Raw genomic sequence first — 19,815 nt, 5'->3', positions numbered from 1 at the left:
CGCCATCGCCCTCACGGTCGGGCGTGGGCACCCGGCAGGACGTGGCGTGGCAGCATCCCGGCGTCATCCCACAGTGAGGCCGGCAGCATCGCGATCGACAGATCGATGCGCAGGGTCGAGACGTCGAGCCACCAGTCGACGAAGGCAAGATCCACGAGGAGCAGGCACGCGAAGGTGCTGTGCGAGGTCCCACCGAAGCCGAGCAGCCGGTCTCCGGCGCGTGCGTACAGCGTGTCCATCGCCGATCCCCGTTCCGCGTCGGTCAGGTCCTGCGGACCACGCAGGCTCTCGCTGGCCCGAAGCACGACCGGAGGTGCGGCGTCGTCCGCGACAGGGGTGGACGTCGCCGACACGATGCGCTGACCGTCCCAGACGCCGGTGACGCGTGCCGGTCCGGACCCGTGCTGCACGCGGCCCTCCATGCGGACCTGGCCCCCTTCGACGCGACCCGTGAGCCCGAAACCTTGGTGCACCCAGACCGACGGACTCTCACCGTCCGTGAGCTCTCCGGTCACCGTCACCTCGTCGCCGGGTGTGATGACGCAGCGCCGTGCCGCGTCCATCAGGCGGGGGTGAGGGCGTAGACGTCCATGACCCACCCGTGCGTCTGGCGCAGCCTGGCCCGCAGCTCGACGATCTCGTCGATGACGTCGGCGAGCCGCCCGGAGCGCAGCTCCTGCTGGGGCATCCCGACGTAGGCACCCCAGTGGATGACCGTGTCGGGGTGGGTGGCCGCGAGCTCGCGGCAGTGCAGGTGCCCGTCGAGCATCACGACGACGGTCCCGAGGTGCAGGCCCGCGGCCTCGGCGCGCGTCCACTCCTCCACGAGTCGTCGTCCGGTCGTGACGTGGACCGGCTCGCCGACCCGGTGCAGGACGATCCCGTGCGCGGCAGCCAGGGTCTGGAAGGCCGAGATCCCCGGGATCACCCGCACGCGGGTGTCGATGCGCTCGCCGATCGCGTCGACGATGCGGATCGTGCTGTCGTAGAAGGCGGGGTCGCCCCACACGAGGAAGCCCACCACCGCGTCGTCCGGCAGGTCCTCGATGATCTGCACGTAGGCATCGGTGCGCGCGGCGTGCCAGTCACGCACCCCTTGGGCGTAGGCCTCGGTGTCCCGATCGGCGTCCGGTCCGCGCTTCGGGTCCGGCACGGTGACGAACTCGTAGGCATGGTCGGCGGGGATGAACCGGTCGCAGATCGCCCGCCGCACGGCGACCAGCTCGTCCTTGCTCCCGCCCTTGTCCGCGACGAGGAAGACGTCGACCTTGGCCAACGCAGCGGCAGCCTCGGCGGTCACGTGCCCGGGGGAGCCGGCGCCGATGCCGATGACCTGGATGGCATGGGCAGCATTGGTGCTCAACGGGATTCCTTCGCGAGGGTGATGATGGCGTCGACGTCGACATGGGTCTCGAGGGCATCGGCGAGGGTGTCGATCATGCCTTCACGACGTGCGGCGAAGGGGGCCGCCCCCGGCTCTGCAGACCACCTCGCCCCCGAGGCGCTCGCCACGTCGGCGAGCAGTGCCCGCCGGTAGTCGTCGCACTCCAGGGTGCCGTGCCAGATCGACCCGCGGACGGCGCCGACGGCGTGCCCACCCGGGAAGTCTTCGCCGCCGCTCGGCTCGACGACTCCGTGGTGGATCTCGTAGCCCTCGACGTCGTGGCCGCGCCAGGTCCCACTCGGCCGATCAAGCACCTTGTCCTCGTGGAAGACGACGCGTCCCGGCAGCAGCCCCAGCCCCGGCACCGTTGCACCAGCGGAGGTCTCGCTCCCTTCGACCCCGTCGTCGACGATCTCGTCGAGGAGCATCTGGTAGCCACCACAGATCCCGAGCACCGGGGCGCCGCGCCGGGCCCGGTCGAGCACGACGTCCGCGAGCCCGGTCCGTCGCAACCAGTCGAGATCGGAGGTCGTGGCGCGCGACCCCGGCAGGACCAGCAGGTCGGCCTCACGCGCGTGGTCGGCGTCGACCGTGACCCGCACGTCCACCCCCGGCTCGGCGGCGAGGGCATCGACATCGGTCCCGTTGGACGTGCGCGGCAGCCGGACGACCGCGACCGAGAGCCGCCGGTCCTCGGGGACTCCGTCCGCGCCGTCGCCCCAGGCCCCCATCGACAGCGAGTCCTCCGAGTCCAGCCACACGTCCTGCAGCCACGGCAGCACCCCCAGCGACGGCATCCCGGTGCGCCGGGTGATCTCGTCCAGTCCGGGGTCGAGCACCGACGCGTCGCCGCGGAACTTGTTGATCAGGTAGGCGCGCAGCAACGGCCGGTCCTCGTCCGAGACGAGCGCCCACGTGCCGTAGAGCGCGGCGAGCACACCCCCGCGGTCGATGTCGCCCACGAGCACGGTGGGCAGCGAAAAGCGCTGAGCCAGACCGAGGTTGACGTAGTCACCCGCGCGCAGGTTGATCTCCGCGGGGGACCCGGCACCCTCGCAGACGATCACCTCGTGCTGAGCGGCCAGCTCCTCGTAGGCGGCGAAGGCCGCTTCGGCCAGGTGCCGGCGTCCGGTCGCGTACTCGCCCGCCATCAGCTCACCGGCCGGTCGCCCGCGCACGACGACGTGCGCGCGCCGGTCGCTGCCCGGCTTGAGCAGCACGGGGTTCATCGCGGAGGTCGCCTCGACACCAGCGGCCTGCGCCTGCAGGTACTGCGCGCGCCCGATCTCGGAGCCGTCACGGCAGACCATCGAGTGGTTGGACATGTTCTGCGCCTTGTACGGCGCCACCGAGATCCCGCGACGGGCGATCACGCGGCACAGCCCCGTCACGACGAGCGACTTGCCCGCGTCGGAGGAGGTTCCGGTGATCAGCAGTCCGCTCACGAGCCGCCACTCTACGGTTCGCCGATAGCGTGGGCCCCGTGAGTCCGACACACGTGCACCTCATCCGTCACGGGGAGTCGACGTGGAACCGTGACGGGCTCGTCCAGGGTGCCCACCGGGGGCCCAACCAGGCAGTGCTCACCGACGAGGGCCGGGCCCAGGCCGCGCGCGCCGGCCTCGCCCTGAGCGCCCTCGTCGGACCACCACGGCGCGAGCACGCCCTCGACCTGTGGACCAGCGACCTGATGCGAGCCCTGCAGACCGCCGAGATCGTCTCCGTCGCACTGCGCCCTCTGCGGTGGAGTGCCTCGGTGCGACATGAGGCGGGTCTGCGGGAGCAGGCCCTCGGTGAGCTGGAGGGGGAGCGGTCGGATGCCCTGCGCGCGCAGTCGGTGCCGGATGACGCGCACATCAGCGAGGTGCGCTGGGGCGGTGGTGAGTCGATGCAGGACGTCTTCGAGCGCGTCGGTGAGTGGTTCGCCCCCGCACTCATCGAGCAGCCCGAGCACCTGATCGTCGTGAGCCACGAGCACACGATCCGGGCGGCCCTGGCGTGGCTGCGCTCCACCTCGCACCGGGACATCGACTGGGACGAGCCGATCGCCCCGGGCTCGATCACCACGCACTCCGTCGTCGACTAGGGGCACGTGGCCAGCCGATCTGCTGCGCCGGACCCGTAGCGGTGACCGCTGCCCTCGGGCACGTCGAGAGACCCCACGAGGTCGGCCGCGCTGTGCACTGCACCGACCACCGGGAGCCACGGCCGGTCGTCGCCGGGCGGCAGCAGCAGGTCGCGCGGCGCGGCGTGCACGACGGGGTCGTCGTCGTTGACCACCGCGGCCTCGCGGGGCAGGCCCACCCGGTGACCACCGGGTGGGCCCGTCCACAGCACGGAGCAGACCTCACGAGCCCGGCGGGTGCCGGGTCCACCGAAGATCGCCTGGCCGGCTGTTGCGCCCAGGCTCTCCCCGTAGACGTGCACCTGGGGTCGCCGGCTCGCCGGCAGCGTCCGCACCCGGTCGGTGACCGCATCGAAGACCTCTCGCGTCCCCGTCACGGCCTCGTCCCGGCGCACGAGGTAGGAGACCCAGCTCGGCGCGTCGTCGTACTGCATGCCCACCGTCGCCACCTGCGAGCCGAAGCGCTCCTCCAGTCCCGCCACGACCTGCGGGTTGATCCACCCCGATCCTGTCGGGACCGCGATGACGACGTGATCCCGCTCCAGCCCGCCCGACCGGACCAGGTCGTCGGCGGCGCGCTCCGCCCGGTCGGCCGGGACCTCCCCTTCCCGCATCTCGGCGTAGGTCCGCACGGCGCCGACGGGGGAGGGCTGCAGCAGCACCCGGTCCTCCGGCGCGGTGACCGCACCGTGCACCGGCCCGCCGGAGAAGACCGCCATCGATCCGATCGCGACGACCGCGGCCGGGCGCCACGCGGTGCTCCGCCGTGACCACCCCCAGCGAAGGGAGCGGACCGCCAGCCACGCAGCCCCCACCACGGCGCCCACCGTCGCCCACCAGGTCACGTCGGTGGGTGGCATCCCGATGGCCATGCGCCGGGCGCTCAGCGCGGGCTGGGCCCACGCGAGGGTGCCCATCGCGCCCGCCGCGACGCCCGTGAGCGCCCGGACCCGTGCCTTGTCGGCCAGGCGTGGGACGCGCGGTCGCAGTGCACCCACCACGAGCACGCTGGCACCGACGCAGACCGCGGTCAGCCCGCCCTGCAGGACGGGTCCGTGCGCGAGGTGGCTCGGCGAGATGCTGAGCGCGAGGCCGGTCACCGCAGCCGCGGCACCGGAGACCCGAGGGACGGGGAGGGGCCACCGGGCCAGCCAGCCCCGCACCCGTGCCGCCAGCCGCGACCGGTCGATCCTGCGCCGCAGTCGCACCCCACCGAGCACGACGGTGCCCGCACCCCCGACGAGCGTCGATGACCCGGCCACCATCGCGCCCCTCGAGACCGCGTCCTCCGGCAGCGGAGCTGAGTCGTGCTGCCGCACCGAGTTGACCCGGACGAAGAACCCGGCGATGTCGGCCCACGCCGAGCACCACCCGTGTGAGATCCCTTGTCGGGCAGCGCAGGACGCACGAGCCGACGCCGTGAGGTGCGCATCGAGGTGCTGTCGGGCCGCAGTGGGCAGGGCGCCACCCTTGTGGGCGGCGTGCCGCAGCAGGTCGTACCCCAGGTCGTGCTGCCGGCACGGGCCGTCGAACTCCGCCGGCAGCGGCACGGGCGAGGAGCAGGACCCTGCCGGGTTGACCAGTCGCCGGCCCTCGAGCCGAGGGACGTACCCGAGGTCCGCGACGAAGTCCGCCGGCACGGCGCCGGCAGCCCGGGCCGCCGAGCCGCTCGTCAGCGCCGCGACCGCCGCGCTCGACCCGGGGTCGGGCACCGCAGCCGGCGGACGGCCGGCCACCACGAGGGCCGCCCAGAGCAGGGCGGCGAGCAGGGTCAGCAGGGCGGTTCGGGTGAGTGCCGTGGTCATGGGACCGAAGCTCGCCGTCGGCCACCGCGAGCCGCATCACCCCTCGGAGCGGTCCTGACGTGCCCGCCACGGGTGGCGCAGCGCCTTGGGCCCTACCCCGGGGTGAGCGCGGATGGCTCCCGAGTATGACGACGCCGCACCCGCCGGTCCGTAGCCTGAGTCCCATGCCCAGGACCCCGCGACCGCCTCGACCGCGGCTGGGGCGCGCCCTGGGGGCGAGCGCCCGAGGCGCGCGATGGCTGACGCAGGGGGCCGGGTCGCACCCCGACGTCGTGACGGCCCTGCTGGCCCTCCTGATGTTCGTCATCGGGTGGTCGACGATCTCGCAGAGCCACGCCGTCACCGCCTCGGTCATGCCGGTCCTCGCGGCGATGTCGGTGGCGCCGCTGCTCATCATGCGGCGGGCCCCCTTCGTCGCGTGGGCGGTGAGCGCGGTCGGAGCCCTCGTGTGGGTCCCGCTGCCTCGCCTGGCCGATGCGCCCATGCCGTGGCCGGTCGTGCACTTCCTCGTCCTGCTCGCAGCGATCCTCGTCGCCGCGATGTACGCGCAGCTGCGCCTGGTCGCCGCGGTCCTCGCGGGTTCGGTCCTGCTCTTCCTCGTCGCGATGCCCGACGGCATGAAGCCGTGGGCGCTCGGCGCCGCGATCATCGTCGCCTTCGGCCTGCTCGCCCGCTGGCTCGTCCTCTCCCGCCGAGCGCTGGCGGTGCAGGAGGAGGAGACCGAGGTCGAGCGAGCCCGTCGAGCCGTCGTCGAGGAGCGCAGCCGCATCGCCCGCGAGCTCCACGACGTCGTGGCCCACCACATGTCGATGGTCGTCGTGCAGGCGCAGACCGCCCCCTACCGCGTCGCCGACCTCACTCCGGAGGCGAAGGGAGAGTTCGTCGCCATCGAGGCGTCGGCCCGGGCCGCGCTTCAGGAGGTCCGGGGCGTGCTCGGGGTGCTCCGCGAGGAGGGAGCGCCCGTGCAGACCGCACCTCAGCCCACCCTCGCGGACCTGCCCGCTCTGCTCGAGTCCTCCCGCTCCGCGGGCGTGGACCTCTCGTGGCACCTCGGTCTGCCCCCCGAGGACTGCCCGCCGGGCACCGGGCTCGTCCTGCACCGCGTGGTCCAGGAGTCGCTCGCCAACGCCAGCCGGCACTCGCCCGGCGCCGCCGTGCGGGTCGACCTCGTGCGCGTCCACCCTGCCGACGCTCCCGAGGGTGCCCTGCTCACGGTGGCGACCTCCCCTTCGTCCTCGGAGGGCAGCACGGAGCGGGGTGGCGGACAAGGTATCCCGGGCATGCGCACCCGGGTGGAGGCAGTCGGTGGCACCCTCACCGCCGGGCCGACCGCCGCGGGTGGCTTCGCGGTGACCGCGAGCGTGCCGCTCGCCGACCGACCGCGGCTGGGAGAGTAGCCGCATGACGATCTCGGTGGTCATCGTCGACGACCAGGCGATGGTGCGGCAGGGCTTCGGCGCGCTGCTCGACGCCCAGCACGACATCTCGGTGGTCGGTGAGGCCGCCGACGGTGCCCGCGGGGTGGCCGAGGTCGCCCGACTGGCACCCGACGTCGTCCTCATGGACGTGCGCATGCCGGAGGTCAACGGACTCGAGGCGGCTGCGACGATCCTGTCCTCGCCGAGCCCCACACGTCCGCGGGTCCTCATGCTCACGACCTTCGACGTCGACGACTACGTCTACGAGGCGCTGCGTCTGGGGGCGAGCGGATTCATGCTCAAGGACGCGCCCGCCGAGGAGCTGGTCCGCGCGGTCCGTGTCGTCGCGGCCGGGGACCAGCTGCTGGCCCCGAGCATCACCCGGCGGCTGATCGAGGAGTCCACCCGCCGTCGCGGCACCGTGCCCCGCCGATCACCCCGGCTCGAGCAGCTCACTGCCCGCGAGCACGAGGTCCTCGGGCTCGTCGCGGCCGGGCTGTCCAACGCCGAGATCGCCGGCGAGCTCTTCCTCGCCGAGCAGACGGTCAAGACCCACGTGTCACGCGTCTTCGCCAAGCTGGCCCTGCGCGACCGGGCCCAGGCGGTCGTCTTCGCCTACGAGCACGGCGTCGTCGTCCCGGGACGATGACCGCGGGGCAATATCCGCGGTCCCGCCAGCGTTGACCGGGTACACCACCCGCACGTCGAGGAGCACCCATGAGCGTCAGCACGTCCACCGGCACCGTCGTCGACCTCGGCCACCCATGGCGTGGCGTCGGCCCCTTCATCTTCGCGGTGCACCACCTCGACGCCTACCCGCGCGGCAACGCCGACATGGGCCCGGCGCAGGGCATCTCGGATCGTCCGATCGGGCAGGACTTCGGCAACCCGTCGGGGTGGAACATGTACCACGGTGAGCAGGTCCCGGGCTTCCCCGCGCACCCGCACCGCGGCTTCGAGACGATCACGCTGGTGCGTCGCGGGGTCGTCGACCACGCAGACTCGACCGGCGCGACGGCCCGCTTCGGCGGAGGCGACGTGCAGTGGGTGACCGCCGGCAAGGGAGTGAGCCACTCCGAGATGTTTCCGCTCCTGGAGCAGGACGCGGACAACCCCTTCGAGCTGTACCAGATCTGGCTCAACCTCCCGGCACGCAGCAAGGGCGTGGACCCCGAGTTCCTCATGCTCTGGCACGAGGACATCCCGGTCGTCGAGCAGGACGGCGCCCGGGTGACCGTCGTCGCCGGGACGTACGACGGTCGTGCCCCGCTGTCGCCCCCGGTCGCCTCGTGGGCGACCGACCCGACCTCTGACGTCGCCGTGTGGCTCGTCGACCTCGAGCCGGGCGCCTCGATCACCCTGCCCGCGACCGGCGCTGCCGAGACCCAGCGGATGCTGTACGTCCACGGCGACGGGCCGGTCGAGATCGACGGTGTCGCGGTCGCCTCCGGGTCAGGCTTCGCGCCGGGCTCGGGTGCTGCCCCGACGATCACCGCCGGTGACCTCCCTTCGGTCGTCCTCGTCCTGCAGGGCGTCGACCTCGGCGAGCCGGTGGCCAGCTACGGCCCCTTCGTCATGAACACCCAGGCAGAGATCGTCCAGGCCTTCGAGGACTACCAGCGCACCGAGTTCGGTGGTTGGGGCTGGGAGAGCCGCTCGCCGGTGCACCCGCGCGAGACCCCACGCTTCGCCACCTACGGCGACGGGCGCACCGAGCACCCGGGCGATCAGGCCAGCTGAGCGGCCAGCGCCTCGGCGTCGGTGACCGGTCGGTCGCAGACGAACCCCCGGCACACGTAGGCGGCCGGCTGACCGTCCACGAGCGGACGGTCGGCGAGCAGCGGCTCACCGGGAGCATCCGGTGGCCCGCTCACGATCACCAGACCGGGCGAGGAGCTCGCCTCCGCCACCTGACGAAGGGGGCCGTCCTCCCCTTCGCCGACGATCGCCACCTGCAGCGGTCCGGTGAGCATCGACTCCGCGACGGCCAGGCCCCACCCCGCAAACCGCGGGTCGTGGGTGATGATCCGCGACTGGGACGCGACGGCTTCCTCTGCGAGAGAGCGGTGCGCGGTGTTGCCGGTGAGTGCGGAGTGGGTCAGCAGGGCCCCGGCGATCGCGGAGACACCTGCCGGCTCGGCATTGTCGGTGCGACCGCGAGGCCGGGTGATCAGGGCCTCGCCGTCGTGCGCCGTGTCGTGCCAGCCGTCCTCGTCGTGGAAGGCGTCGACGGCCAGGTCGATGATCTCGCCGGCGCGCGCGAGCCAGGTGGTGTCGCTGGTGGCCCGGTGCAGGGCGAGCAGGCCCTCGGCGAGGTTGCCGTGGTCGTCGAGCACTGCCGGCGCCTCGCCGACCCGTCCGGCAAGTGACGTGCGGCGGAGACGGCCGTCGATCAGGTGGGTGTCGAGCACGAGCTGCGCTGCGGCACAGGCGGCCTCGATCAGATCGGGTCGTTGCAGGACGACGCCGGCGTCGGCGAGTGCGGCGATGGCCAGGCCGTTCCAGCTCGTCACGACCTTGTCGTCGCGGGCCGGCTGGGGGCGCTCGTCGCGGGCGGCGAGCAGGCGCACCCGGGCGGCCTCCCACCAGGCCGGGTCGTCGGGGTCGGCGAGCAGCTGCAGGGTCGACGCGCCCTCCTCGAAGGTCCCCTCCGGCGTCACCTCGAGCAGCTCGGCCGCCCGGCGTCCGTCCTCCGCGCCGAGGACCTCGACGAGCTGGGCCGGTGTCCACACATAGGTGGCCCCCTCGACGCCGTGCCCGTCGACGAGGGTGTCCGCGTCGAGGGCGGAGGCGAACCCCCCTTCGGCCGTGCGCAGATCCCGGAGCAGGAAGTCCGCGGTGGAGCCGGACACGCGGGCAGCGAGCTCGGAGCCGGTCTGCCGGAGCCAGTGCGCGTAGACCCGCAGCAGCAGCGTGTTGTCGTAGAGCATCTTCTCGAAGTGGGGGACCACCCAGTCGGCGTCGACGCTGTAGCGGGCGAAGCCACCCGCGAGCTGGTCGTGGATCCCACCTCGCGCCATCGCCTCGAGGGTGCGCTCGGCCATGGCGAGCGCGTCGGCGTCCTCGGTGCGCGCGTGGTGGCGCAGCAGGTGCTCCAGGGTCATCGACGGGGGGAACTTCGGGGCCCCGCCGAAGCCGGCCCGTGCGTCGTCGAAGGTCTTGCGCAGGGAGTGCACCGCCAGCGCCACCTGCTCGTCCTCGATCGGCGCGCCACGCCCGGGGTCGGCGATGCCGGCCAGCTGGGAGGCGATGTTCGTCGCGCTCGCGGTGAGGCGCTCGCGGTCCTCGCGCCATGCGGTGCCGGCCGCGTCGAGCAGCTGCAGCAGCTGCGGCTTGGGCAGGTAGGTCCCGGCGAAGAAGGGTTCGCCGTCGGGCGTGATCAGCACCGTCATCGGCCACCCTCCCTGCCCGGTCATCGCCTGGGTCACGAGCATGTAGACAGCGTCGACATCGGGCCGCTCCTCACGGTCGACCTTGATGCTCACCCAGCCCTGCGACAGGGCCGCGGCCACCCCTTCGTCCTCGAAGCTCTCGTGCGCCATGACATGACACCAGTGGCAGGCGGCGTACCCGACCGACAGGAAGATCGGCACATCACGCCGCCGCGCCTCGGCGAAGGCGTCGTCGCCCCACTCCCACCAGTCGACCGGGTTGTCGGCGTGCTGGCGCAGGTAGGGGGAGAGGCTGTCGGCGAGTCGGTTGCCCATGCCCCCACGCTCTCACTCTCGCCCCGAGCCCCACCAGGAGCCCGGCGTCGGTCGGAGGGGATGGTGTCGATGTGCAGGGTTGGCCGACGGTCGGTTGGCGGCCAACCCTGCACAGCGACGTCAACCCAGCACATCGACGCAGACCCAGCACATCGACGCAGACCCAGCACAGCGGCGCAGACCCCGGCCTGTGGACAAGCTGCCGCCCGGATCCCGCGTCCTCGGCAGGCTGTCCAGATGGACCCACGTATCCGCACGACGCTCGCCGCAGGAATGGGAGCGACCTCGGCCAAAACACTCCTCGGGCTCGGGATCAGCCGAGACGACATCGGCCGAGCGGTGCGTGCGGGCGACGTCGTGAGGATCCGACGCAACTGCCTCGTCGACGGCAGGATCTGGCGAGACGCCAAGCCATGGGACCGCCACCAGCTGAGGGCGCGGGCCGTCATGGCCGGCCTGCCCAAGGGACACACTGCCGCTCTGAGCCACCACAGCGCCCTCGCGCTCCGAGAGGTCCCGCTGCACGGGGTCGATGACCGGGTCCACCTGGTCCATGTGGGCGCGGGGCGCGGTCGATCAGATGGTGTGGTTGTCGGGCACCGCCCCGTCGCGGAGGGCCTGGTCGAGGTCCATCAGGGCATTCGCATCGTCAAGACGGCCGTCGCCTGCCTCCAGGTGGCCGCATGCTTTGGCGCTGAGGCGGGTCTGGTGAGCGCGGACCACGTCCTGCACACCAAGCGCATCGCGCGCGAAGACCTGGACGAGGCACTCGTGGCCCTTGCGCCGGGGCGTTGGTCGCGCGCTCCGGGGCACATGTGTCACCTCGCGGACGCCCGGATCGAGTCAGCGGCCGAGTCCCGGGCACGGTGGGCCTTTCAGATGCTGGGCTTCCGCCAGCCGACACCGCAGGTACGCATCCATGACGACGATGGCGAGTACGTGGCGCGCGTCGACTTCCTCTACGAGGAGCTCAAGCTCATCATCGAGGTCGATGGCTTGGACAAGTACCAGAGCAGGGCAGACCTGATCGCCGAAAAGTTGCGTGAAGACCGTCTGCGCGCGCTGGGTTACGAGTTCGTGCGGCTGACCTGGGCTGACCTGGCCGACCACCTGGTCGTTCGGCGCAAGGTGCTCGACGGCGTCGCGCGGGCCGAGGCCTGACATCGATCTGCAGGGGTGGTGTCGTTGTGCGGGCTTGGCCGACAACCGCCCGTCGGCCGAGCCTGCACAACGACGCCAGGCCCGAAGGGGGTCAGTCGCCCAGCGCCTTGATCAGCGCGACCGCCCGCGAGACCTGCTCGGCGTCACCGTCCTGCGTGGCCCAGACCGCACCGACCACGGCGCGCAGCGCGCTCACCGCCCGCACGACCTCGTCGTCCAGCCCCGCCACGGCGCAGACCACCTCGACGCGACGGCGCACCGACCAGCGCAGGGAGGCGCCCGTGCCCATCTCCTCGACGCGGTTGGTCAGCAGGGGAGCGACCTCCCACGCGGGATGGCCGGTGACCGGCTTGGGGTCGATCGCGACCCAGTCGGTGCCGTCGGACAGGACATTGCCGTAGTGCAGGTCGCCGTGCAGCAGTCGCTCTCCACCGAGCGTCCCCAGCGAGCGAAGGGTGGACCTCGCCTGCTCCACGTACCTGCGGGGCAGCCCGGCAGCGGCAGGACGCGACAGGATCTCCTCGACCCACGGCACCAGCGCCGGCACCTGGGGCAGGGGTGCGATGTGCAGGTCCGCGTAGAGCCTCGCGACGATCGCCACCGCCTCCTCGTCCCACTGGTCCGTCAGGTCCTCGGTGGTCAGTCGTTCGAGCAGCAGCACCGAGCGGCGTGGGTCAGCCCGCAGCAGCCGTACGGCGCCGTGCCCGTCCCAGGCGCGCAGGGCCAGGTGCTCGCCGCTGGCCTCGCGGTGCGGCCAGCCGAGCTTGAGTGCGGCCGACCCCTCGGGCCCGCGCACGGGCAGCACGAGTGCGCAGTGCCCGGTCATCGCCTCGCCCCCGACCGACAGCGACCACTGGTCGACGATCTCTGCGAGCAGGTGGGGGAGGGCCGCGACCCAGTCACTGCCGGAGGGACCCCCTTCGGCAGGGAGCGACGACAGGTCCGCGACGAAGCCCGCAGGCACGAGGGCCGCGGCGTCCTCGACCCTCACGGCTGGTGCTTGCCGTCCCCGAACAGCGTGGGGACGATCTGGGGGAAGTGCGTGTGCGAGATCTCCTCGGCGGTGACCATCCACTGCGTCACCTCGAGGGCGGCGTCGCGGTCCGCGTCCAACCGGGCGAAGCAGTCCGCATAGGCCGCCTGCAGCCGGATGAAGCTGCCGACCACCCAGTCGCGTCCCGCGTCGCCGGCCACGTCCTCGGGCCGGTCGTAGCCGAGGACGAGCGGCTGCACGGAGTCACCCGCGGCGGTCGTCTGGCGGATGCTCAGTGCCTGCAGCTCGTGGCTGGCGGTGAGCGCTGCCTTGGCCACCGCTCCGGTGCTCTGCTGACCGGCCACGACCTCGAGGGCGTACATCGTCGCCCGGGTGGCGTCGAGGGCGGTGGTCGCGACCTTGCCTGCGGTCCATGCGCCATCGCCGGCTGCGGTCCACAGGACGGCCTTGTCGCCGATGGGGGAGAGGATGCGCTGCGTCGCGGTGAGCTGCCCGACGAGCCGTAGCAGGCCGGGGCCGCACTCGCGGACCGATGCCTCGAAGGCGGCGGCCACCTCGGCCGGTGTCGTGGGCGATGTCGCGCCGGCGACGAGCCCGGCCGGAACCTGCGCATCCTGCAGCGCCTTGCGGAGCAGGTGGGCCCGCTGCGAGGAGTGCTGGACATCGCCGGTCTCGAGTGCGCCCAGGAGGGCGAGCAGGGCGGACTCGCCGGGGATCGGCTCCCGCTTCGGGACGAAGGGGATGTCCGGCGCGTCGTCCTCGAGCCGGACCCCGCAGCCCGCCAGCGTCGACGAGGAGAGCGTCAGGGCTGCGGTGAGCACAAGGCGGCGGCTGGGTCGGACGGGCACGCCGTCGATCTTCGCATGTCTCAGGACGCCTCGATCATGACTAGAGTGACGGGCCAGCACGGCAACTCCACACGGAAGGCTTCCCATGGCTTTGGACCACGACATCCTCGAGCAGGTGTCCGGCGCACTGGGTGACGACTTCACCGTGGCCTCAGTGACCGTGACCCCCGCCGGCAAGCGCCGCGTCGCCCGCATCACCGTGGAGCGACCGCTGCAGGACGCGGCCGGCGACACCCCGATCGACGCCCTCACGCTCGACGAGGTCGCCGACGCCACCCGGCTCATCAGCGACGCGCTGGACACGAATGACGTCCTGGGCAGCCAGCCCTACACCCTCGAGGTCAGCACCCCCGGCACCGACCGCCCGCTCACCGAGCCGATGCACTTCCGCCGCGCCGTCAGCCGCCTTGTCGAGCTCACCCTGCGAGACGACTTCGACGCACCTCAGGGAGCGGGTACCGACGGGTCCCTCACCGGCCGCGTCCTCGCGACGACCGCCGACGGGGTCGACCTGCAGATCGCGGGTACCAAGCAGCAGGCGCCGCGCACCGAGCACATCCCCTTCGCCGCCATCACCAAGGGCGTCGCCCAGGTGGAGTTCAACCGACCCCAGAGCGCACCCGACGCCGACGAGACCAAGGACTGACCCATGGACATCGACATCCACGCCCTCAAGGCCCTCGAGCGCGAGCGCGAGATCCCCTTCGACATCCTCGTCGACGCCATCGAGGCGGCGCTCCTCGGCGCCTACCACCGCACCGAGGGTGCCTTCAAGAACGCCCGCGCCGAGCTCGGCCGCAAGGACGGGCACGTCGTCGTGTGGGCCCGCGAGGAGAACGTCGTCGAGGAAGAGGTCCCCGTCGAGGTGGACGACGGGCAGGAGATGCCCCTCGACGACGAGGGCAAGCCGCTGATGCGCACCCGTACCCGTCGCGAGCTGGGTCCGGAGTTCGACGACACCCCGACCAACTTCGGTCGAGTGGCTGCCGCGACCGCCCGCCAGGTCATCACCCAGCGGATGCGCGACCTCGAGGACGAGGCCGTCATGGGCGACTTCCGCGGGCGCGAGGGCGACATCGTCGCCGGCGTGATCCAGCAGAGCTCCAACCCGCGCAATGTCCTCGTCGACTTCGGCACGGTCGAGGGCTTCCTCCCTTCGGCCGAGCAGGTCCCGGGTGAGGTCTACAAGCACGGCGACCGGATCCGCGTCTACGTCGTGTCGGTCAAGCGCGGCATGCGTGGGCCGGAGATCGGCCTGTCGCGCACCCACCCCAACCTCGTGCGCCAGCTCTTCGCGATGGAGGTCCCGGAGATCGCCGACGGCTCGGTCGAGATCGCTGCCCTGGCCCGCGAGGCCGGACACCGCACCAAGATCGCTGTCCACACCAAGATCCCCGGCCTCAACGCCAAGGGTGCGTGCATCGGCGCCATGGGTGCCCGGGTGCGAGCCGTGATGAGCCACCTGCAGGACGAGAAGATCGACATCGTCGACTACTCCCAGGACCCGCAGCAGTTCATCGCCGCGGCGCTCTCGCCGTCCAAGGTCGTGTCCGTGACGATCGTCGACCCCAAGCTGCGCTCGGCGCGCGTCGTCGTGCCCGACTACCAGCTCTCGCTCGCCATCGGCAAGGAAGGTCAGAACGCCCGGCTGGCGGCCAAGCTCACCGGCTGGCGCATCGACATCCGCCCGGACACCGCGCCGGACTCGAGCGGGGGCGTCGCCGTCCCCGGTCAGCCGGGCGCGTGACCGAGCCGGACCCGGCAGGCGGTAGACTGTCTGAGGTCGACCGGGCTGGACTCCAGTCCGACGCCGCCCTTGCCGGTCCCTCGAGGACCTGCATCGGGTGTCGTGGACGGGATAGCCGGTCGACACTGCTGCGCATCGTCGTGGTGAGGGACGACCGTGGGGAGACCACGGCCGCGCCGGATCCACGCAAGTGTTTGCCGGGTCGTGGGGCGTGGCTCCATCCCGACATCGCCTGTCTGGACCTCGCCGTCCGGCGGCGGGCCCTCTCCCGAGCCTTCCGGCAACGGGTCGAGGAGACCGACGCCCTTCGTGCCTGGATCCAGGACCTGAGCAGCAACCAGCAATGACGACCAAGTTCGCACAGCAACCGAGAGCGGGTTTGACGCTGATGAGCACCCGATGAGTACTCAGCAATGAGCATTCACCTCAATTGACGACGGTCCGCGCCTTCATCCGGTACGGACCAGATGAAGGAGAAACGTGGCTAAGGTCCGTGTCCATGAGCTCGCCAAGGAGCTCGGGGTTTCCAGCAAGGCCCTCCTCGCCCATCTGGGCGACATGGGGGAGTTCGTGAAGTCGGCCAGCTCGACGATCGAGGCACCTGTCGTGCGTCGGGTGAAGGACAACCCGCCCGCCGCCGACCCCAAGGCGAAGAAGGCTGCGGCCAAGCCGGCCCCGGCCGGCAAGCCAGGTCCTCAGGCTCCGGCGACGCCGGCTGCCGCGGCGCCCGCTGCGGCGCAGCCGTCCGCACCCACCCCCGGCCCCGCGGCCCCGTCGGCAGCGCCGACGCCCGGCCCCAAGGCCCCCGCCCCCGGTCCGCAGGCTCCCAAGGCGCCTGAGGCTCCGGCGCCCGCTGCCGAGGCTCCCGCTGCCCAGGCTCCGGCTGCCCAGGCTCCGGCTGCTCCCGAGGCGCCCGCCGCCCCGGAGAAGCCGGCTGCGTCCGCGACCCCCGGCCCCAAGCCGGCCACGCCCGGACCCAAGCCGCCGCCGGCCGCCAAGCCGGCGGGCGGTCCCCGTCCGGGCAACAACCCCTTCTCCTCCAGCCAGGGCATGGGGACCCGTCGCGAGGGTGGCGGTACCCGTCCGGGCAACAACCCCTTCGCCTCCAGCCAGGGCATGCCCCGTCCGGGCCAGCGTCCCGCTGGTCGTGGTGGGGCAGCAGCAGGTGCGGCCGGTCCGCGCCCGCCCGCCGGTACCGGTGGTCCCCGTCCCCCCGCCGGCGCCCCGCGCCCCGGTGGTGCCCGCCCGTCGCCCGGCATGATGCCGGCCAGCTCGGCCGTCCCGCGGCCGGGTGAGCGTCCCGGCGGCCGTGGCGGCCCCGGTGCCGGTCGTGGTCGTCCCGGTGCCGGCCCCGCCCGCCCCGGCGGCGGTCCCGGTGGATACCGCGGTGGCCCCGGTGGCCGTGGTGGCACCCAGGGTGCCTTCGGTCGCGGTGGCGGCAAGCGCAAGCAGCGCAAGAGCAAGCGCGCGAAGCGGGCAGAGTTCGAGCAGATGTCCGCACCGTCGATCGGCGGCGTGATTGTTCCTCGCGGCAACGGCTCGACCGTCATCCGCATCCGTCAGGGTGCCTCGCTGAACGACTTCGCCGAGAAGATCGATGCGAACCCCGCATCGCTGGTCACGGTGCTGTTCAACCTCGGTGAGATGGCCCCGGCGACGCAGTCCCTCGACGAGGTCACCTTCCAGCTGCTCGGAGCCGAGCTCGGCTACGTCATCGAGATGGTCTCGCCGGAGGAAGAGGAGCGCGCGCTCTTCGACGCCTACAACGTCAACCTCGACATCGGCCTCGAGCACGAGGACGACGAGGACCTGGTGGCTCGTCCGCCGGTCATCACCGTCATGGGTCACGTCGACCACGGCAAGACGCGTCTCCTCGACGCGATCCGCAAGGCCGACGTCGGCTCCGGCGAGACCGGTGGCATCACCCAGCACATCGGTGCCTACCAGATCCACACCGAGCACGAAGGTGCCGAGCGGGCGCTGACCTTCCTCGACACCCCGGGTCACGAGGCCTTCACGGCCATGCGAGCCCGTGGAGCCAAGGTCACCGACATCGCGATCCTCGTGGTCGCTGCCGACGACGGCGTCATGCCGCAGACCATCGAGGCGCTCAACCACGCCCAGGCTGCCGACGTCCCGATCGTGGTCGCGATCAACAAGATCGACGTCGAGGGGGCTGACCCGGGCAAGATCCGCGGTCAGCTCACCGAGTACAACCTCGTGGCCGAGGAGTACGGCGGCGACACGATGTTCGTCGACGTCTCCGCCAAGCAGGGGACCAACATCGACACCCTGCTCGACGCCGTCCTGCTCACGGTCGACGCCGAGCTGGACATGCGGGCCAACCCCACTCGTGACGCCCGCGGTGTCGCGATCGAGGCCAACCTCGACAAGGGCCGCGGTGCGACCGCGACCGTCCTCGTCCAGTCCGGCACGCTCCGCGTCGGTGACGCGATCGTCACCGGCTCGGCCTTCGGTCGTGTGCGCGCCATGCTCGACGAGCACGGCAACACCGTCGACGAGGCGGGGCCCTCCCGCCCCGTGCAGGTGCTCGGTCTGTCCTCCGTCCCGCGTGCCGGCGACACCTTCGTCGTGGCGCCGGACGACCGGACCGCTCGCCAGATCGCTGAGAAGCGTGAGGCCGCGGACCGTCAGGCCAGCCTGGCCAAGGCGCGCAAGCGGATCAGCCTCGAGGACCTCGACCAGGTCATCGCGGCGGGCAAGATCGACACCCTCAACCTCATCCTCAAGGGTGATGTGTCGGGTTCCGTCGAGGCTCTGGAAGATGCCCTCCTGCAGATCGACGTCGGCGACGACGTGGACCTGCGGATCATCGACCGCGGCGTCGGCGCGATCACGCTCAACAACATCAACCTGGCCATGGCCTCCGACGCGATCATCCTCGGCTTCAACGTGCGGGCCGAGGGTCAGAACGCTGACGTCGCCGAGCGCGAGGGCGTCGAGATCCGCTACTACGGCGTGATCTACCAGGCGATCGACGACATCGAGCAGGCGCTCAAGGGCATGCTCAAGCCGGAGTTCGAAGAGGTCGAGCTCGGCTCGGCGGAGATCCGCGAGATCTTCCGCTCGAGCAAGTTCGGCAACATCGCCGGCTCGATCGTCCGCAGCGGTGAGATCAAGCGCGGCTCCAAGGCGCGCATCACCCGCAACGGCGTCGTCATCACCGAGGGCCTCGAGCTCACCGGTCTGCGTCGCTTCAAGGACGATGTCACCGAGGTCCGCGAGGGCTTCGAGTGCGGTATCAACCTGGGCAGCCACAACGACGTCCAGGACGGTGACCTCATCACCACCTACGAGATGCGGGAGAAGCCGCGCGCCTGATCACGCGCACACCTTCACCGCACCACCGCGAAGGGGGACGAGCAGCGCGAGCTGCCCGTCCCCCTTCGTCATGGGCAGATGCAGCAGGTCGGGACGGGGAGCGCTCCCCTCCACCAAATGCAGGGAAGAAGGGCGGTCGCGCACTAGGGTGTGCCTGACCACAATCTCGACATCAAGGGGACGATCATGACGACGCCACCTCCTCCGCCCGGCGACAACCCTTACCCCTCCTCGGGGTCCGGGAGCACGCCGCCCAACCCGCCCACGGGCGCCCCGAGCTACGGCTCCGCCCCAGGTGGTGGCATGCCGCCGCAGGCTCCTCCGCCGGCTCCCGGCGGCTACCCGCAGCAGCAGGGAGGCAGTGACTCCACCAAGATCCTGTCCCTCGTCTCGATGGGTACCGGCATCGCCGGTCTCGTCCTGTGCTTCTGCTGGGCGCTGCCGATCTTCCCGATCGCCGCGCTCGTCACGGGGTTCATCGCGAAGAACAAGACCAAGACCGCTCCTCGTCCCGACCTGAAGACCTTCCTCATGGTGGGTCTCATCACGGGTGCGATCGGTCTGGCCATCGCGATCCTGTACTGGATCCTCCTGGCTGCCGGCGTCATCAACCTCGACGCCTACTCCGACATGAGCTAGGTCGCCTCGTCGACGCCCCCGGTGCCTTGCGCGCCGGGGGCGTTGTACTACGCACACACCACCTTCGAGCCAGGACGCTGCATGAGTACGCCACCACCCCCGCCCGGTTACGGGACGCTTCCGCCCGACCCGGAGGAGCCGCAGCGGGGTCCGTACCCGGCCGGGCAGACCCCCGGCCAGCCCTATCCCGCGCCAGGTCCGGCAGGACCGCAGTACGGCCAGCAGCCGGGCCCCTACGGGACGCCCAGCCCCTACGGGACGCCCAGCGCCTACGGGACGCCCAGCCCCTACGGAGCGCCGCCGCGGCGCACCAGCACCCCGATGACCTTGGGCTATCTCTCGCTCGGCATGGGCATCTTCGCGATCCCGGCCGGGTGCTGCTGCTGGTTCCTCGCCTGGATCCCCGCGCTCGCTGCTCTCGGGACCGGCGCCTACGGCCTGAGCGAGGTCAAGCACGACCCGTCGACGGCCGACGCCAAGCCCTACCTCATCGCCGGGATCGTGCTCGGGGCGATCAGTCTCTTCCTCACGGCGATCACCGCGGTGTGGGGAGTCGCGAGCATCTTCTCCGGCGGCTGATCGTCCCCGGTCGGGTGACGGTGGCCAAGGACCGTGGGCCTTTCGCATACCGTGGACCCTGTCCCC

General features: G+C 71.8%; 18 protein-coding genes. 11 read left to right on the top strand and 7 right to left on the bottom strand.

Going from position 1 to position 19,815, the window contains the following annotated elements; genetic code table 11:
- Positions 1-11: 11 nt before the first annotated feature.
- Genes ASG73_RS05640 through ASG73_RS05630 form a run of 3 tightly spaced genes read right to left on the bottom strand, consistent with a single transcriptional unit; the run spans position 12 to position 2,829 of the window.
- Positions 12-563, bottom strand: coding sequence for a hypothetical protein (locus ASG73_RS05640; protein ID WP_055992123.1), 552 nt, complete (start codon positions 561-563; stop codon positions 12-14).
- Positions 563-1,363 (bottom strand): precorrin-6A synthase (deacetylating), encoded by an 801-nt coding sequence (gene cobF / locus ASG73_RS05635; RefSeq protein ID WP_082567033.1) that lies wholly within the window; start codon positions 1,361-1,363, stop codon positions 563-565. The genes ASG73_RS05640 and cobF overlap by 1 nt, the downstream gene beginning before the upstream one ends.
- A complete protein-coding gene (locus ASG73_RS05630; protein WP_055992121.1) occupies positions 1,360-2,829 on the bottom strand; it encodes a cobyric acid synthase in 1,470 nt (489 codons plus the stop codon). The genes cobF and ASG73_RS05630 overlap by 4 nt, the downstream gene beginning before the upstream one ends.
- Positions 2,830-2,867: 38 nt before the next feature.
- Here ASG73_RS05630 and ASG73_RS05625 point away from each other — a divergent pair, with 38 nt between their 5' ends.
- The gene (locus ASG73_RS05625; protein ID WP_162253964.1) at positions 2,868-3,470 is read left to right on the top strand and encodes a histidine phosphatase family protein; all 603 of its coding nucleotides are present in this window, start codon (positions 2,868-2,870) and stop codon (positions 3,468-3,470) included.
- Here ASG73_RS05625 and ASG73_RS05620 read toward each other — a convergent pair.
- On the bottom strand, positions 3,467-5,314 hold the full coding sequence (locus ASG73_RS05620; protein WP_055992116.1) for an alpha/beta-hydrolase family protein: 1,848 nt from the start codon (positions 5,312-5,314) through the stop codon (positions 3,467-3,469). The genes ASG73_RS05625 and ASG73_RS05620 overlap by 4 nt on opposite strands.
- Positions 5,315-5,478: 164 nt before the next feature.
- Here ASG73_RS05620 and ASG73_RS05615 point away from each other — a divergent pair, with 164 nt between their 5' ends.
- From ASG73_RS05615 to ASG73_RS05605, 3 genes are all read left to right on the top strand, one after another.
- A complete protein-coding gene (locus ASG73_RS05615; protein ID WP_082567031.1) occupies positions 5,479-6,711 on the top strand; it encodes a sensor histidine kinase in 1,233 nt (410 codons plus the stop codon).
- Positions 6,712-6,715: 4 nt separating this feature from the next.
- Positions 6,716-7,381 (top strand): response regulator, encoded by a 666-nt coding sequence (locus ASG73_RS05610; protein ID WP_055992110.1) that lies wholly within the window; start codon positions 6,716-6,718, stop codon positions 7,379-7,381.
- 68 nt (positions 7,382-7,449) lie between these two features.
- The gene (locus tag ASG73_RS05605; RefSeq protein ID WP_055992107.1) at positions 7,450-8,472 is read left to right on the top strand and encodes a pirin family protein; all 1,023 of its coding nucleotides are present in this window, start codon (positions 7,450-7,452) and stop codon (positions 8,470-8,472) included.
- Here the strand turns inward: ASG73_RS05605 and ASG73_RS05600 are convergent.
- Positions 8,460-10,439, bottom strand: a complete 1,980-nt coding sequence (locus tag ASG73_RS05600) for a thioredoxin domain-containing protein (RefSeq protein WP_055992104.1) — start codon at positions 10,437-10,439, stop codon at positions 8,460-8,462. The genes ASG73_RS05605 and ASG73_RS05600 overlap by 13 nt on opposite strands.
- Before the next feature lie 237 nt (positions 10,440-10,676).
- Between ASG73_RS05600 and ASG73_RS05595 the strand changes: the two genes are divergently transcribed.
- A complete protein-coding gene (locus tag ASG73_RS05595; RefSeq protein ID WP_156466155.1) occupies positions 10,677-11,600 on the top strand; it encodes a hypothetical protein in 924 nt (307 codons plus the stop codon).
- Positions 11,601-11,691: 91 nt separating this feature from the next.
- Here the strand turns inward: ASG73_RS05595 and ASG73_RS05590 are convergent, their stop codons facing one another.
- Together ASG73_RS05590 and ASG73_RS05585 are read right to left on the bottom strand one after the other, a co-directional pair.
- Complete coding sequence (locus ASG73_RS05590; RefSeq protein WP_055992098.1) at positions 11,692-12,591, bottom strand: aminoglycoside phosphotransferase family protein; 900 nt, start codon at positions 12,589-12,591, stop codon at positions 11,692-11,694.
- Positions 12,588-13,442 carry a hypothetical protein gene (locus ASG73_RS05585; protein ID WP_156466154.1) on the bottom strand — a complete coding sequence of 285 codons (855 nt, stop codon included), beginning with the start codon at positions 13,440-13,442 and terminating at the stop codon, positions 12,588-12,590. The genes ASG73_RS05590 and ASG73_RS05585 overlap by 4 nt, the downstream gene beginning before the upstream one ends.
- Before the next feature lie 85 nt (positions 13,443-13,527).
- Between ASG73_RS05585 and rimP the strand changes: the two genes are divergently transcribed.
- From rimP to ASG73_RS17820, 6 genes are all read left to right on the top strand, one after another.
- Entirely contained in the window at positions 13,528-14,088 is a 561-nt protein-coding gene (gene rimP, locus ASG73_RS05580; RefSeq protein ID WP_055992092.1) for a ribosome maturation factor RimP, read from the top strand.
- Between the two features lie 3 nt (positions 14,089-14,091).
- Positions 14,092-15,189 carry a transcription termination factor NusA gene (gene nusA / locus ASG73_RS05575; protein ID WP_055992087.1) on the top strand — a complete coding sequence of 366 codons (1,098 nt, stop codon included), beginning with the start codon at positions 14,092-14,094 and terminating at the stop codon, positions 15,187-15,189.
- Complete coding sequence (locus ASG73_RS18610; RefSeq protein ID WP_442905329.1) at positions 15,186-15,536, top strand: YlxR family protein; 351 nt, start codon at positions 15,186-15,188, stop codon at positions 15,534-15,536. The genes nusA and ASG73_RS18610 overlap by 4 nt, the downstream gene beginning before the upstream one ends.
- Before the next feature lie 133 nt (positions 15,537-15,669).
- On the top strand, positions 15,670-18,531 hold the full coding sequence (gene infB / locus ASG73_RS05565) for a translation initiation factor IF-2 (protein ID WP_055992084.1): 2,862 nt from the start codon (positions 15,670-15,672) through the stop codon (positions 18,529-18,531).
- Positions 18,532-18,717: 186 nt separating this feature from the next.
- Positions 18,718-19,170, top strand: a complete 453-nt coding sequence (locus ASG73_RS05560) for a DUF4190 domain-containing protein (RefSeq protein ID WP_082567059.1) — start codon at positions 18,718-18,720, stop codon at positions 19,168-19,170.
- An 81-nt stretch (positions 19,171-19,251) separates the two neighbouring features.
- On the top strand, positions 19,252-19,749 hold the full coding sequence (locus ASG73_RS17820; protein WP_156466153.1) for a DUF4190 domain-containing protein: 498 nt from the start codon (positions 19,252-19,254) through the stop codon (positions 19,747-19,749).
- Positions 19,750-19,815 lie beyond the last annotated feature (66 nt).

It is taken from the genome of Janibacter sp. Soil728 (genome assembly GCF_001428305.1).
GTDB lineage: Bacteria > Actinomycetota > Actinomycetes > Actinomycetales > Dermatophilaceae > Janibacter.
The sequence above is the reverse complement of the archived record's forward strand: the minus strand, read 5'-3'. Positions and strand labels throughout refer to the sequence as shown.